This is a genomic window from Pseudactinotalea terrae (assembly GCF_009733845.1).
GTDB lineage: Bacteria > Actinomycetota > Actinomycetes > Actinomycetales > Beutenbergiaceae > Pseudactinotalea > Pseudactinotalea terrae.
The window spans coordinates 1,516,633-1,531,128 of record NZ_WNXZ01000001.1 but is presented as its reverse complement, the minus strand read 5'-3'; the positions used below and the strand labels follow the sequence as shown (position 1 = coordinate 1,531,128).

The 14,496-nt window shown below is 71.2% G+C and carries 13 protein-coding genes; 10 read left to right on the top strand and 3 right to left on the bottom strand.

Annotation, left to right across the window (positions count from 1 at the left end; translation table 11 throughout):
• The 3 genes from infB to truB form a co-directional block, all read left to right on the top strand.
• Window positions 1–1,973, top strand: a 1,973-nt coding sequence (gene infB / locus GPA03_RS07475) for a translation initiation factor IF-2 (RefSeq protein WP_156251262.1), incomplete at its 5' end; no start/stop codon positions are given.
• 137 nt (window positions 1,974–2,110) lie between these two features.
• Entirely contained in the window at window positions 2,111–2,602 is a 492-nt protein-coding gene (gene rbfA, locus GPA03_RS07470) for a 30S ribosome-binding factor RbfA (protein WP_156251261.1), read from the top strand.
• An 18-nt stretch (window positions 2,603–2,620) separates the two neighbouring features.
• The gene (truB, locus tag GPA03_RS07465; RefSeq protein WP_194239506.1) at window positions 2,621–3,502 is read left to right on the top strand and encodes a tRNA pseudouridine(55) synthase TruB; all 882 of its coding nucleotides are present in this window, start codon (window positions 2,621–2,623) and stop codon (window positions 3,500–3,502) included.
• A gap of 8 nt (window positions 3,503–3,510) precedes the next feature.
• Here truB and GPA03_RS07460 read toward each other — a convergent pair whose 3' ends face one another.
• Together GPA03_RS07460 and GPA03_RS07455 are read right to left on the bottom strand one after the other, a co-directional pair.
• Window positions 3,511–4,641: a WXG100 family type VII secretion target gene (locus GPA03_RS07460; protein WP_156251259.1), complete on the bottom strand. Its 1,131-nt coding sequence runs from the start codon at window positions 4,639–4,641 to the stop codon at window positions 3,511–3,513.
• Window positions 4,638–5,153 (bottom strand): hypothetical protein, encoded by a 516-nt coding sequence (locus tag GPA03_RS07455; protein WP_156251258.1) that lies wholly within the window; start codon window positions 5,151–5,153, stop codon window positions 4,638–4,640. The genes GPA03_RS07460 and GPA03_RS07455 overlap by 4 nt, the downstream gene beginning before the upstream one ends.
• Before the next feature lie 146 nt (window positions 5,154–5,299).
• Between GPA03_RS07455 and GPA03_RS07450 the strand changes: the two genes are divergently transcribed.
• The 7 genes from GPA03_RS07450 to GPA03_RS07420 all read left to right on the top strand — a co-directional run bounded on the left by GPA03_RS07450 (window position 5,300) and on the right by GPA03_RS07420 (window position 13,615).
• On the top strand, window positions 5,300–5,992 hold the full coding sequence (locus GPA03_RS07450; protein WP_156251257.1) for a PadR family transcriptional regulator: 693 nt from the start codon (window positions 5,300–5,302) through the stop codon (window positions 5,990–5,992).
• A gap of 103 nt (window positions 5,993–6,095) precedes the next feature.
• Window positions 6,096–7,829 carry a DUF4185 domain-containing protein gene (locus tag GPA03_RS07445; RefSeq protein ID WP_156251256.1) on the top strand — a complete coding sequence of 578 codons (1,734 nt, stop codon included), beginning with the start codon at window positions 6,096–6,098 and terminating at the stop codon, window positions 7,827–7,829.
• A 78-nt stretch (window positions 7,830–7,907) separates the two neighbouring features.
• Window positions 7,908–8,873: a bifunctional riboflavin kinase/FAD synthetase gene (locus GPA03_RS07440; RefSeq protein WP_156251255.1), complete on the top strand. Its 966-nt coding sequence runs from the start codon at window positions 7,908–7,910 to the stop codon at window positions 8,871–8,873.
• Complete coding sequence (locus GPA03_RS07435) at window positions 8,870–9,436, top strand: GNAT family N-acetyltransferase (protein WP_156251254.1); 567 nt, start codon at window positions 8,870–8,872, stop codon at window positions 9,434–9,436. The genes GPA03_RS07440 and GPA03_RS07435 overlap by 4 nt, the downstream gene beginning before the upstream one ends.
• A 95-nt stretch (window positions 9,437–9,531) precedes the next feature.
• Window positions 9,532–9,801: a 30S ribosomal protein S15 gene (gene rpsO / locus GPA03_RS07430; RefSeq protein ID WP_156251253.1), complete on the top strand. Its 270-nt coding sequence runs from the start codon at window positions 9,532–9,534 to the stop codon at window positions 9,799–9,801.
• A gap of 208 nt (window positions 9,802–10,009) precedes the next feature.
• Complete coding sequence (locus tag GPA03_RS07425; protein ID WP_156251252.1) at window positions 10,010–12,244, top strand: polyribonucleotide nucleotidyltransferase; 2,235 nt, start codon at window positions 10,010–10,012, stop codon at window positions 12,242–12,244.
• A 9-nt stretch (window positions 12,245–12,253) separates the two neighbouring features.
• Window positions 12,254–13,615, top strand: coding sequence for a M16 family metallopeptidase (locus GPA03_RS07420; RefSeq protein ID WP_156251251.1), 1,362 nt, complete (start codon window positions 12,254–12,256; stop codon window positions 13,613–13,615).
• A gap of 16 nt (window positions 13,616–13,631) precedes the next feature.
• Here GPA03_RS07420 and GPA03_RS07415 read toward each other — a convergent pair whose 3' ends face one another.
• The gene (locus tag GPA03_RS07415; protein WP_156251250.1) at window positions 13,632–14,480 is read right to left on the bottom strand and encodes a LysR substrate-binding domain-containing protein; all 849 of its coding nucleotides are present in this window, start codon (window positions 14,478–14,480) and stop codon (window positions 13,632–13,634) included.
• Between the last annotated feature and the right edge of the window lie 16 nt (window positions 14,481–14,496).

The following is a 14,496-nucleotide window of genomic DNA, read 5'->3' as shown; positions in this document are numbered from 1 at the left end:
TCGGTGGCGGTCGTGGCGGTGGCCGCGGCGGTCGCGGTGGCACGCAGGGCGCGTTCGGTCGCGCTGGTGGTCGCCCCGCGCGAGGCCGTAAGAGCAAGCGCGCGAAGCGTCTCGAGTTCGAGCAGCAGGGCGCGCCGTCGCTCGGTGGTGTCAGCGTCCCCCGTGGCGATGGCAGCACCGTCATCCGCATCCGTGCGGGTGCCTCGCTGAGCGACTTCGCAGACCGTATCGACGCGAACCCTGCGAGCCTGGTCACCGTGCTGTTCCACCTCGGTGAGATGGCCACAGCGACCCAGTCCCTCGACGAGGACACGTTCCAGACACTCGGTGCCGAGCTCGGCTACGTGATCGAGATCGTGTCCCCCGAGGAGGAGGACCGCGAGCTGCTCGAGAGCTTCGACATCGACCTGCAGGCCGAGGAGGACGCCGAGGGCGACGACGAGCTCGAGGCGCGCCCGCCGGTGGTGACCGTCATGGGTCACGTCGACCACGGCAAGACGGCGCTGCTGGACGCGATCCGGCGCACCGACGTGGCAGGCGATGAGGCCGGTGGCATCACCCAGCACATCGGTGCCTACCAGGTGCACACCGAGCACGAGGGCCAGGATCGTCCGATCACCTTCATCGACACCCCGGGTCACGAGGCGTTCACCGCCATGCGTGCGCGTGGTGCGAAGGTCACGGACATCGCGATCCTCGTGGTCGCTGCCGATGACGGCGTGATGCCGCAGACAGTCGAGGCGATCAACCACGTGCAGGCGGCAGGAGTGCCGATCGTGGTGGCCGTCAACAAGGTCGACAAGGAGGGCGCGAGCCCGGACAAGATCCGTGCCCAGCTCACCGAGTACAACCTGGTGGCCGAGGAGTACGGCGGCGAGACCATGTTCGTGGACGTCTCCGCCAAGCAGCGGACCGGCATCGACGAGCTGCTCGAGGCCGTGCTGCTGACCGCGGACGCAGCCCTCGATCTGCGTGCCAACCCGGACAAGGCTGCGCGAGGCGTGGCTGTCGAGGCCAACCTCGACCGCGGCCGCGGTGCCGTGGCCACGGTGCTGGTCGAGTCCGGCACGCTGGCCGTCGGTGACGCGATCGTGGCGGGTACCGCCCACGGTCGTGTGCGAGCGATGTTCGACGAGCACGGCGAGAACCTCGACGTCGCGCTGCCTGCGCGGCCGGTCCAGGTCCTCGGCCTGACGTCGGTCCCGCGCGCCGGTGACTCGTTCCTGGTGGCCCGCGATGACCGCACGGCACGACAGATCGCCGACAAGCGGGAGGCCGCCGAGCGTGCCGCCACGCTGGCGAAGCGCCGCAAGCGCGTGTCGCTCGAGGACTTCACCCAGGCTCTCGAGGCCGGCAAGGTCGAGACCCTCAACCTCGTCCTCAAGGGCGATGTCTCGGGTGCCGTGGAGGCGCTCGAGGACGCGCTGCTCAAGATCGACGTCGGCGACGAGGTCGAGCTGCGGATCATCCACCGTGGTGTCGGTGCGATCACGCAGAACGATGTCAACCTCGCCACCGTGGACAACGCGATCATCATCGGCTTCAACGTGCGTACCGCACCGCGCGTTGCCGAGATGGCCGACCGTGAGGGCGTCGACATCAAGTACTACTCGGTCATCTACCAGGCGATCGAGGAAGTCGAAGCAGCACTCAAGGGCATGCTCAAGCCGGAGTTCGAAGAGGTCCAGCTGGGCTCGGCCGAGATCCGACAGGTGTTCCGATCCTCGAAGTTCGGCAACATCGCCGGTTCGATCGTCCGGTCGGGTGTCATCCGCCGCAACAGCAAGGCTCGCCTGCTGCGCGATGGTGTGGTGCTCGCCGACAACCTCACGATCGAGTCCCTCCGCCGCGAGAAGGATGACGTCACCGAGGTCCGCGAGGGCTTCGAGTGCGGTATCGGTCTCGGTCAGCGGGATGTCGCCGAGGGCGATGTGATCGAGACCTTCGAGATGCGCGAGAAGCCGCGCGACTAGCGCACGCACGCTGACCTCGGCCAGAGGGTCTCGACGCTGATTCGGCGCGTTCGGGAGACGAGGAGATCTCGTCCCAGAACCGCTGGATCGGCGTCGGGACCCGACGGCGAGGTCGGGGGGACCAAGGAGAAGATCAAGTGGCAGACCACCCACGCGCCAGGAAGCTGGCGGAGCGCATCCACGAGATCGTGGCCCGGATGCTCGACACCCGTGTCAAGGACCCTCGACTCGGGTTCGTGACCGTCACCGAGGTGCGCGTCACCGGGGACCTGCAGCACGCGACCGTCTTCTACACCGTCTTCGGTGACGAGCAGGCGCGCGTCGACTCAGCCACGGCTCTCGCGTCGGCGACCGGGCTGATCCGCTCGGAGGTGGGCCGCCAGACCGGTGTGCGACTCACGCCCACGCTCGAGTTCACGCTCGACGCCGTGCCCGAGACCGCCGCCCATCTCGAGGCTGCGCTCTCCGAGGCTGCGGCGCGCGACGCCGAGCTGGCGAAGGCGCGCGAGAGCGCCACCTACGCCGGCGACGCCGACCCCTACCGCAAGCCGGCCGAACCGGTGGGCGACGACGCCGTGGACGAGGGCGAGGACGGGTCCGACGACGACGCGTCCGACGACAAGAGCTGAGCCGCCGTCATGACCGCCGTGGGTGATGGCCTCGTCCTGGTCGACAAGCCCGCGGGGATCACCTCGCACGACGTCGTGGCGCGGGTTCGCCGGTTCGCCGGCACCAAGAAGGTCGGCCACGCCGGCACGCTCGATCCGATGGCGACCGGGCTGCTCCTGCTCGGCGTCAACCGCGCCACGCGGCTGCTGACCTACCTCGTCGGCGCCGACAAGACCTACCGCGCCACGATCCGGCTCGGCCAGAGCACCGTGACCGACGACGCCGAGGGTGAGGTCACGGCGAGCCCCGGCGTCGGTGACGTCGACGAGGCCGGCCTGAGCTCCGCCGTCGGAGATCTGACGGGGCGGATCGAGCAGGTCCCGAGCTCGGTCAGCGCGATCAAGGTCGACGGCAGGCGCTCCTACGCCCGTGTGCGCGCGGGGGAGGAGGTCGCGCTCGCGGCCCGACCGGTGACCATCCACTCCTTCGCCGTGCTGGCGTCGCGCCGTGAGGAGGTCGAGGGCACGCCTGTGCTCGACCTCGACGTCGAGGTGCGCTGCTCCAGCGGCACCTACATCCGCGCCCTCGCGCGCGACCTCGGGACCGCGCTCGGCAGCGCCGGTCACCTCACCGCGCTGCGCCGCACCCACGTGGGGAGCTTCGCCGTCGAGGAGGCGGCGGGCTTGGAGGAGCTGGCCGACGGCGTCAGCCTCCTCGGGATGAGCGACGTCGCCAGACGCGTGCTCCCGGCCCGCGAGCTCACCGACGCCGAGACGATCGAGCTCCGCTTCGGCCGCGGTGTCGCTGCCTCGCGCTCCGAGGGCGTCGTCGCCGCCTTCGCGCCGGACGGGCACGTCGTGGCGCTGCTCACCGACAAGGGCGCTCAGGCCCGCCCCACGCTGGTCCTGGACCCCGCCTGAGGTCGCGGTCAGTCGCGGGGGCCGGTGACGGTGCCCTGGAACACGCGGGTCTCGACGGCGGAGCCGGGGTCGATGCCCACGCTGCGCCACCAGGCGTCGAGCTCGGGGCTGCTGGCGCGCGCCACGAGAGCGGCGTACTGGTCAGATGAGTGCGGGTGGTCGCCGCTCCAGGCGCCGATCACCTCGATCGCGCGCTCGGGGGCCCCGCCGATGCGTGCGACCGGGTCGAAGGGGTTCCGTACCGAGACGATCGTGGTGCCCTCGGGGATGTCGAAGTTGCCGCCACCGGCGCCGGTGGTGACGACCGAGGCGATGTCGTGGCGGGCGCGCACGTAGGGATCGGCGGCGAGGTCGAGCGCGGCGAAGCTGCTCTGGCTGTGCGTGGCCAGGTGGATCGGGACCCCCTCGGGGATCTCCTGCATCGACTCGAGCATGAGCTGCCGCAGGGGAGTGTCCTTGCCCGAGGCCGCACCGACAGCGCCATAGGCACCCATCGGGTTGCTGCCCTCGGTATCCATCGACCAGTCCTGCGTGCCAGGCACGTACATGAGCGCGACCTGGCTGCCGTCCGGTCGGGTGACGAGGTCGACCCGGACCGCGCCGTCGTGGTCGTACATCGCTGACATGTCGTGGAGCATGTCGGCCGGGCTAGTGGGCAGTGCGTCGCGGATGCCGGCACCGGCGGTGATCTCGGTGACCACCGTGCGATCGGCCCGGACATCGGCGACCCCGACGAGGTGGTCCACCAGCCGTGGTCCCGCCAGTGCCCCGAGGATCGTGCCCACGGGGCCGCCGATCGCACCCCCGAGCAGCCCGAGGATGGCGCGGCCCGCGCCGCGTGCCCAGCCGGCCTCCCGCGCCTCACGGGCGTCGTTGCTCGCGTTCTCCTGCTCGTTCGCCTCCCGCGCGACCTGGTCCGACGCGGCAGCGAGCCCGGCGCTGACATCGCGGAGCGCTGGAGTGAGGTGGCGCTGCCAGGCCTCGGAGAACCGCAGGTGGTCCGGCCCGGTCCACGCGAACACCGTCAGGCAGCGGTCGAGGCCGGTCGCGATCTCCTGCAGCTGCTCGGCGCCCGCGCCGGCCGCGGCCGACCAGTCGCGCAGCGCCGCCAGATCGGCGCCGTGGCTGACGGCGGTCATCGCAGCAGCCCGTCCACACGATCGGCCAGCTGCGGACCGGGCTCGACGGCGGTGATCTCGGCGTCGGCGAGCGCGACCATCACACGCGCCCGCTGACCGACGCTGCTCGCGAGCGCCGCCACCGCGGCACCGGGCGTGGTGGCCGCGTCGAGGGCCGCCACCTCGACCGCCGCCCCGGCGGGCGCGAGGAGCAGCACCCGGTCGGCACCGACCGCGAGCAGTGCGGCCAGCCCCTGCTCGTCGCCGACCGAGATCAGTGCCGTTGCCGAGGTCAGCGCATCGCCGACGACGGCGGACTCGCCGCGGGGGAGCACCTCGCCTCTGCGTTCCTGGGCTCGCCCGTCGGCGAGCAGGTCCTCGAGGACGCTCGCCTCCGGCGACCGGTCGGGCAGCGGCAGCGGCAGGTCTAGCGCCGCGGCGACCAAGGTCGCCGGCCTGCCGGGTCGCAGCGACAGCAGCCAGGAGAGCTCCGCCGTCGAGATCCTCGTCGCGGCGACCGGGGTGGAGGACATGCGACCGACGGTACGGACGCGGCCGTCGTCCCCACCAGAGGTGACCAGGCGGAAACTTCCGCGGCCGTGGCATCTGACAGCGCGACGCGTGTTGACATCCGATACAGTGTCGATATATCGTGAGTGCATCGCGAAAGGAGACACACATGCGATTCACAGACCACAACAGCGCCGGGGACAGCGCGCCGCGTCGCGGTCGCCGCCGCCCCAGCTTCGGCGACGCGGTGGGCCCCGGCTTCGTGCACAGGGCGTTCGACGACCAGGATGCCGAGGAGGGCGACAGGCCGCGTCGCGGCCGGGGCCGCGGCCGAGGCGGGCCGGGCTTCGGGCCGGGGTTCGGCCCCGGCTTCGGACCGGGAGGACATCGCGGCCGTCGTGGCCGAGGGCGACCGCGCGGTGACGTGCGTGCGGCGATCCTGCTCCTGCTGGAGGAGGGGCCGCGGCACGGCTACCAGCTGATCCAGGACATCGCCGAGCGTTCCGACGGGGCATGGACCCCGAGTGCGGGGTCGATCTACCCCACGCTGCAGGTTCTCGAGGACGAGGGGCTCGTGACCATCGAGCCCGTCGATGGCCGCAAGACCGCCTCGCTGACCGAGGCCGGCGGGACCTATGTCAACGAGAACCGTGAGCGCCTCGGCAGTCCCTGGGAGCAGCCGGAGGGGGAGGGCGGCGAGACCGTCTTCGCCCTGCGCGAGGCGATGATGGGGCTGGCCGAGGCCAGCAAGCAGGTGTTCCGGGTCGGCACGCCCGACCAGCAGAAGCGGGCGGCCCAGGCGCTGACCGACGCGCGCACCGCCGTCTACCGCATCCTCGCCGAGGACGGCTCGGCCGACTGACACCGCACGTCGTACGGCGTGAGACCCAGGCCGCTCGGATTGACCGGGCGGCCTTCGTCGCCTACGGTGAGAAAACGATTACTGGCGAAGGCGGGGCGAACGTATGACCACTCGATCCCGCGCGCGCACTGCGGCTGCACCGCTCGCGGCCGCCGCGCTCGCCCTCGGAGCGTGCACCTCGGAGTCGCCGACAGGGGAGCCGCCGCCGGCCGACCCGCACGCGCCGACGTCGACCACCTTCGCCACGATCGACATCCCGTACCACTCGAGCGTCGCGACCGACAGCGACGGTGACCTGTGGCCGGCCGCCTGGGCCGACGACGGCTACCTCTACACCGCCAACGGCGACGGCCGCGGGTTCTCGACCGCGGCGTTCGCCGACATCGTCGTCAACCGCGTGGACGGCACGCCCGAGGAGGGGCTGACCGGCATGCGGCTCGCATCAGGCGCCGCCGTCGCGCCGCTGTGGTCCGACCCGGCCGAGTACAACCGCAAGCCCACCGGGATGGTCGCCGTCGACGGTGACGGCGACGGCCGCGACGAGCTCTACTTGGCCGTCCAGGACCTGCGCATGAAGCCGGCCGCGCTCGCGTTCAACGACGCACCGGCGGCGACGATCGTCCGCTCGGACGACTACGGCCGCACCTGGACCTGGGCGGACGAGCCGATGTTCTCGGACTACGTCTTCACCACCGTGATGTTCCTCGATCTTGGCCAGAGCAACGGCCTGGCGGCCGCGGTGGAGCCCGGTGGTGAGGAGTATGTCTACGCCTACGGCCTGGACAACAACTGGCGCGACTCCTTCAGCGACACGGTGCCCGATCCCGTGGACCTCTACCTCGCGCGGGTGCCGGCGAGCTCCATCCAGGACCGCTCCGCCTGGGAGTTCTTCGCGGGCGCCGAGGGTGAGGCGCCGCGGTGGTCCGCCGAGATCGAGGAGCGCGTCGCGGTGCTGCACGACGAGCGCCGTGTCTACCAGGACCTCTCCGTCGACGGGCCGCGGAGCTCGACCGTGATCTCGCAGGGCGGGATCGTCTACGACGCCCCGATCGACCGGTACCTGTACACCTCCTGGACCGAGTTCACGTGGGAGCTCTACGAGTCCTCGGCGCCCTGGGGTCCCTGGGAGCTGTTCGCCCGGCGCGACTTCGGGCCGTACCCCTGGTACGGCGCCGAGAACCCGGCCGGCTGGGTCAACGGCGGCTACGCCGTCACCACGCCGTCGAAGTTCATCTCCGCGGACGGCCTGCACCTGTGGGCGCAGGCCAACTGGTTCGTGGGCGCCGCCGGCCCGGGCGAGCTCACCACCTATCACTACGCCCTGCGCCCGATCGCGCTGACCCTGCGCGATCCCGAGGCCGCGCCGTTCGAGCCCGAGCCGGGCACCGACCTCACCGACCCGGCGACCGGCAGCGGCGCGGTGGTCGTCGACACGCACGCGCGCTACGGCAACATCGGTGCGCTGACCGATGACAACCCGACCACGGCCGTCTCCTCGTGGAACGGGACCTCGAAGCTGCGCGACCAGTGGGGCATCGAGCTCCCGCACCCCGTCGTGATCGATGAGGTGGTCATGGTTCCCGGCCCCACGCCCGACGACGGCGGCTGGTTCGAGGGCGTCCCCGCCGTCGAGGTGCGCATCGACGGTGTCTGGAGCGCCCTCGGGGGCGTCACCGTCTCGCCCGCGTACCCTGGCGACGCCAGCGCGGCCGACGAGGCCGAGTACCGGTTCACGTTCGAGCCGGTGGCGGTCGACGGCGTCAGGATCGCGGGGACGCCCGGCGGGTCCGGCTGCTACACGACGATCGCCGAGCTCGAGGTCCTCTCCGCGGGATGATCGGGCCTGATTCGTCACCCGGTGGCCCGCGGTGGCAGGCTGGCCCGCGGCAGCGATGACAACGAGCGAGGGTAACGGGTGCAGGTCTGGCACGAAATCGATGAGGTCCCTGCTGAGCTGCGCGCCAGCGTCGCCACGATCGGGAACTTCGACGGCGTCCACCTCGGGCACCGCGCCGTGCTCGGTGTCACGATCGCCGCGGCCCGCGCCGTGGAGGCCAGCGCGGTCGCCGTCACGTTCGAGCCGCACCCTGCCGCCGTGCACCGACCGGACGCCTCGCCGGTGCTGCTCACCGGGCCCGAGGACCGCCTCGAGCTCCTCGCCGAGACCGGCCTCGACGGCGTGCTCGTGATCGCCTACGACCTCGACTTCGCGCGGCTGACCCCGCGCGAGTTCGTCTCCCGCTACCTGGTCGACGCGCTCAAGGTGCGCCGTGTCGTCGTCGGCGAGGACATCCGGTTCGGACTGGAGAACTCGGGCGACCGCGAGACCATGCGCGAGCTGGGGGAGGAGCTGGGCTTCGCCGTCGACGTGGTCCACGACATCGAGGCCGCCGGCACGCGGCGGCGTTGGTCCTCCACGTGGGTGCGCGAGCTCCTCGCCGCCGGTGACGTGGCGCAGGCGGCCGCCGTGCTCGGCCGCCCGCACCGGATGCGCGGCGTCGTGGTGCACGGGGAGGCGCGCGGTCGGGAGCTGGGGTTCCCGACGGCGAACCTGGCCCCGACCTCGTCGGGCACCGTTCCCGCCGACGGCGTGTACGCCGGATGGCTCTGGCGTGGTTGGGGCACGCCCGACGCCGTGCGGCTGCCGGCCGCGATCTCGGTCGGCACCAACCCGACCTTCGACGGCGAGGTGCGCCAGGTCGAGGCCCACGTGCTCGGGCGCACCGACCTCGACCTGTACGACGAGGAGGTCGTGGTCGAGTTCACGCACCACCTGCGGCCGACCCTGAAGTTCGAGGGCATCGAGCCGCTGGTGGGGCAGATGCACGCCGACGTCGCCCAGGCTGCCGACCTGCTGGGCGTGAGGCGCCCGATCGGGTGAGCCCCGCCGTCGAGATCCGCCGGTACGACGGCGAGGCGATCCGCGCGGACACGGCGCTCCGCGCACGGCTGGGCGAGATCTTCGTCGAGGCGTTCACCGAGCCGCCCCACCACGAGGACCCGGTGCGGGCAGGGCAGTGGGCGGAGGGCAAGTTGGTGCAGCACGCCGGCTACCCCGGTTTCCGGCTGGTCGCCGCGCTGCAGGCGGGGAGGGTGGTCGGCTTCGCGTACGGGCTGCTCGGCGCGGACGACCAGTGGTTCACCCAGACGCTTCGGCAGCGGCTCCCGGCGGCGGTGGCCCAGGGCTGGCTGGGCGGGCACGGAGAGCTGGTGGAGCTCGCCGTGACGAGCGGTGCGCGCGGACGTGGGCTGGGCCGGCTGCTGCACGACGCCACGGTCGAGGACCTGCGTGCGGTCGGGGCCCGCACGGCGTTGCTCGTGGTCGATGCCGAGGCGCACGCGGCCCGTGCCCTGTACAGCGCCTCCGGATGGGTGCACGTCGCGGAGATCGCGCCCGGATCGCACCTCCTGGGGCGCAGATTCACCGATCCCGAGCCCGGCTGATAGTCTGAGCGCTGCCGTTCGATCGGCCGCGGTCTCGTCATGCCCGGGTGAACCAGCCCCGGTGCTCCGCGCAACGATTCTCTGAAGGAGAACCAGTGGCCCTGGATTCAGCCGTCAAGCAGCAGATCATCGCCGAGTACGCCACGACCCCGGGCGACACGGGCTCTCCCGAGGTGCAGATCGCGCTGCTCAGCAAGCGCATCACCGACCTCACCGAGCACTTCAAGGACCACAAGCACGACCACCACAGCCGTCGTGGTCTGCTCCTCCTCGTCGGTCAGCGTCGCCGTCTTCTCGGCTACCTGCGCGACGTCGACATCGAGCGCTACCGCTCGCTCATCGAGCGGCTCGGCCTGCGCCGATAGCGCTCACACCGGCTCGGACCCTCCTCGGGTCCGGGCCGGTTCTTGTGTCGCACCACGCGGCACCGCATCACCCACAACACGAATACCACCACTGCCCGCCGGACCCGCGGTCCTCGGTAGTGGCTCCCGGAGCGGGCTTGTCCCGGATCCGTGGGCCTCGATCGATGACCACGTGAAGCCCGGGGGCCGAACACGAAGGAGGGCACCCATGGAGGGTCCCGAGATCCAGTTCGCCGAGGCCGTCATCGACAACGGCACCTTCGGCACGCGCACCATCCGCTTCGAGACCGGTCGGCTGGCCAAGCAGGCCGGCGGCGCGGTCGTCGTCTACCTCGACGAGGAGACGACCGTCCTGTCGACCACCACGGCGGGCAGGCACCCCCGTGAAGGCTTCGACTTCTTCCCGCTGACGGTCGACGTGGAAGAGCGTCAGTACGCCGCGGGCAAGATCCCCGGCTCGTTCTTCCGCCGCGAGGGCCGCCCCTCGACCGAGGCGATCCTGGCCTGCCGCCTGATCGACCGCCCGCTGCGCCCGCTGTTCGTCAAGGGCCTGCGCAACGAGGTCCAGGTCGTCGAGACGGTGCTCTCGATCCACCCCGACGACGCCTACGACGTGGTCGCCATCAACGGCGCCTCGATCTCCACGCAGATCTCCGGTCTGCCGTTCTCCGGCCCGGTCGGCGCCGTCCGCATCGCGCTGATCGACGGTCAGTGGGTCGCGTTCCCGCGTTACTCCGAGCTGGAGCGGGCCGTCTTCTCGATGGTCGTCGCGGGCCGGATCGTCGGCGACGATGTCGCGATCGCCATGATCGAGGCCGAGGCCACCGACAACGCCTGGACGCTCATGAAGGAGCAGGGCGTCGGAGCCCCGACCGAGGAGATCGTGGCCGAGGGCCTCGAGGCCGCCAAGGCGCCGATCCGGGTGCTGGCCGAGGCGCAGCTCGACCTCGCGGGTCGCGTCGCCAAGGAGGTCCAGGAGTTCCCGCTGTTCCCGGACTACGCCGACGACGCCTACGCCGCCGTCGAGTCCGAGGTCACCAGCGCGCTCGAGGAGGCGCTGAGCATCGCGGGCAAGCAGGAGCGGGAGAACCGCCTCGACGAGATCAAGGACGCCATGATCGGCGCCCTGCAGGCAGGCTTCGACGGTCGCGAGAAGGAGCTGCACGCCGCGTACCGCAGCGTGCAGAAGAAGCTGATCCGCCGCCGGATCATCTCCGACGGCTTCCGCATCGACGGCCGCGGCCTGCGGGACATCCGCACCCTGTCCGCCGAGGTGGAGGTGCTTCCTCGCGTGCACGGCTCGGCGCTGTTCGAGCGCGGCGAGACCCAGATCATGGGTGTCACCACGCTGAACATGCTCAAGATGGAGCAGCAGCTCGACACGCTGTCGCCCCAGACGCGCAAGCGCTACATGCACAACTACAACTTCCCGCCCTACTCGACCGGTGAGACCGGCCGCGTCGGGTCGCCGAAGCGTCGCGAGATCGGCCACGGTGCGCTCGCCGAGCGCGCGATCATGCCGGTGCTGCCTTCGCGTGACGAGTTCCCCTACGCGATCCGTCAGGTCAGCGAGGCGCTGGGCTCCAACGGCTCGACCTCGATGGGATCGGTGTGCGCGTCCACGCTGTCGCTGCTGAACGCCGGTGTGCCGCTGCGCGCCCCGGTCGCCGGCATCGCGATGGGTCTGGTCAGCGAGGAGATCGACGGCGAGACCAAGTTCGCGGCTCTCACCGACATCCTCGGTGCCGAGGACGCGTTCGGCGACATGGACTTCAAGGTCGCCGGTACCCGTGAGTTCGTGACCGCGATCCAGCTCGACACCAAGCTGGAAGGCATCCCCGCCTCGGTGCTCGCCTCGGCGCTCACCCAGGCCAAGGAGGCCCGCCTCCACATCCTGGACGTCATGGCCGAGGCCATCGACTCCCCGGACGAGATGGCTCCGACCGCGCCGCGCGTCATCACCGTCAAGGTCCCCGTCGACAAGATCGGTGAGGTCATCGGCCCCAAGGGCAAGATGATCAACCAGATCCAGGACGACACGGGCGCCGACATCTCGATCGAGGACGACGGCACCGTGTTCATCGGCGCGACCGACGGACCGTCGGCCGAGGCCGCGCGGCAGGCGATCAACGCCATCGCGAACCCGCACATGCCGGAGATCGGCGAGCGCTTCGTCGGCACGGTCGTCAAGACCACGTCGTTCGGCGCGTTCATCTCGCTCAGCCCGGGCAAGGACGGCCTGCTGCACATCAGCCAGGTCCGTCGTCTGGTCGGCGGCAAGCGGATCGAGGCGGTCGAGGACGTGCTCAGCGTGGGTCAGAAGGTCCAGGTCGAGCTCGCCGAGATCGATCCGCGCGGGAAGCTCTCGCTTCACGCCGTGGTCGAGGAGGACGACGCTGCCGAGCGCACAGCCGACGAGGCCGACGAGTCGGTCGAGGCCTGATCGGCCTCCATGCCTGAGCTGATCCTCGGCCCGGCCGGTCAGCCGGACACCGAGCTGACCATCGAGGCCGGCGACGGTTCGGGGACGGTGCGCCGCTCCGTCCTACCTGGTGGGGTCCGAGTGCTGACCGAGGCGATGCCCGGTCAGCGCTCGGCCGCCATCGGGGCGTGGGTGGGCGTCGGCTCTCGTGACGAGAGCGACGGTCACCACGGCTCGACCCACTTCCTCGAGCACCTGCTGTTCAAGGGCACCCCGAGCCGATCGGCGATGGAGATCGCCTCGGCTTTCGACGCCGTGGGCGGTGAGGTCAACGCCGCCACCGGCAAGGAGCACACCTGCTACTACGCCCGGGTGCTCGATGCCGACCTGCCCATGTCGACCGACGTCATCATCGACATGGTCACCTCCTCGCTGCTCGATGCCGATGAGTTCGAGAGCGAGCGCGGCGTCATCCTCGAAGAGATCGCGATGAACGAGGACGACCCGACCGACGTCGTGCACGAGCGGTTCGCGGGCGCCGTCTTCGGCGAGCACCCGCTGGGCCGCCCGATCGGCGGAACGCCTACGACGATCCAGTCCGTGCCCCGCGCGGCCGTGCTCGATCACTACCGGCGCACGTACAACCCCGCCGAGCTGGTCGTCACCGCTGCCGGCGGTGTGGACCACGACACGCTCTGCGACCAGGTCCTGGAGGCCGTCGAGGCCGGCGGGTGGTCGCTCGAGCAGGGTGCCCACCCCGCCGGCCGGCGGCATCCCGGTGATGTCACGGCGGTCCCGACCGAGGGCACCGCGCTGACGGTGTCCCGCCCCACCGAGCAGGCGAACGTGGTGCTCGGGGGGCTCGGCCTGGTCGCCGGTGACGAGCGCCGGTTCGCGATGAGTGTGCTCAACGCGATCCTCGGCGGCTCGATGAGCTCGCGCCTGTTCCAGGAGGTCCGTGAGAAGCGTGGCCTCGCCTACTCGGTGTACTCGTTCGCCTCGGGCTACGCCGACGCGGGCCTGTTCGGCCTGTACGCCGGCTGCGCGCCCGGCAAGGTGGACGCCGTCGTCGAGATCCTCGCCGACCAGCTCGAGCGGCTCGCGGCCGAGCTTGTCGACGGCGCTGAGCTGCAGCGGGGTATCGGCCAGGTGTGCGGCGGACTGGTGCTGGGCCTGGAGGACTCCGGCTCGCGCATGTCCCGGCTGGGGCGCGCCGAGCTGACGCTCGGGGAGTTCACCACCGTCGAGGAGAACCTCGCCAAGATCCAGGCTGTGACCGCCGACGACGTTCGTGCGTTGGCCGCCGAGCTCACCTCGCTGCCTCGTCACCTCGTGATCGTCGGGCCGTACCAGGACGACGTCGCCACCCGACTGCTCCCCGTCCTCGCCTGAGCCGAGGGCCCGGGGCTCAGCTCGCTGGGCGGTGTCGCAGGATCGCCGTCGTGAGCGCCTCGATCGGTGCGCGCTCGGTCAGCGGGTTGGCGAGCAGCGTGAGATCGACGTCCCCGAGTGCGGGTAGGTCTGGGCCGGGGGACAGCACCTGGAGGTCCGCTGGTACCAGCGATGCCGGGAACGGGGCGATGCCCAGCCCGGCACGGACCGCGGCGAGCACGCCGTTGACCTCGAGGACCTTGCACGTGATGCGCCAGGTGCGGCCGGCCTCGGCGAGCACCCGGGTCGCCGTGAGGCGGCTGAGCGAGGGCGCCGAGTAGGCGACGAGCGGGATCGGCTCGTCCGGCACGAGTCGGGTGCCCGGGATCGCGACCCACACGAGCGGGTCGCGGCGCACGAGGGTGCCCGTGGTGGTGCCTGGCGCCTCCTTGACGAAGACCAGGTCGAGCTGGTTGGCGTCCAGCCGGCGCCGGAGCATCGACGTCTGGCCGACGGTCAGGTCGAGCTGGATCGAGGGGTGCAGCTGTCGGAAGGCGCGCAGCACGCCGGGGAGCTGGGCGAGCGCGAGGTCGTCCGCGGCGCCGAAGCGCAGCCGACCGGTCATCGTGGGGGAGGCGAAGTAGGCCTCGGCCTCTTCGTGCGCAGCGAGGATCGTGCGCGCGAACCCCGCCATCGCCTCACCGTGCTCGGTCAGTCGGACCGAGTGGGTGTCGCGGTTGAGCAACGGCCGCTCGGCGGCCTGCTCCAGCCGCTTGATCTGCTGGCTGACGCTCGGCTGACTCACGCCGAGCAGGTGCGCGGCTCGCGTGAAGCTCAGGGTCGAGGTGACCGCGAGGAAGGTGCGGAGGTGCTGTGGCTCGAACACGAGTCCACCTCTCTGA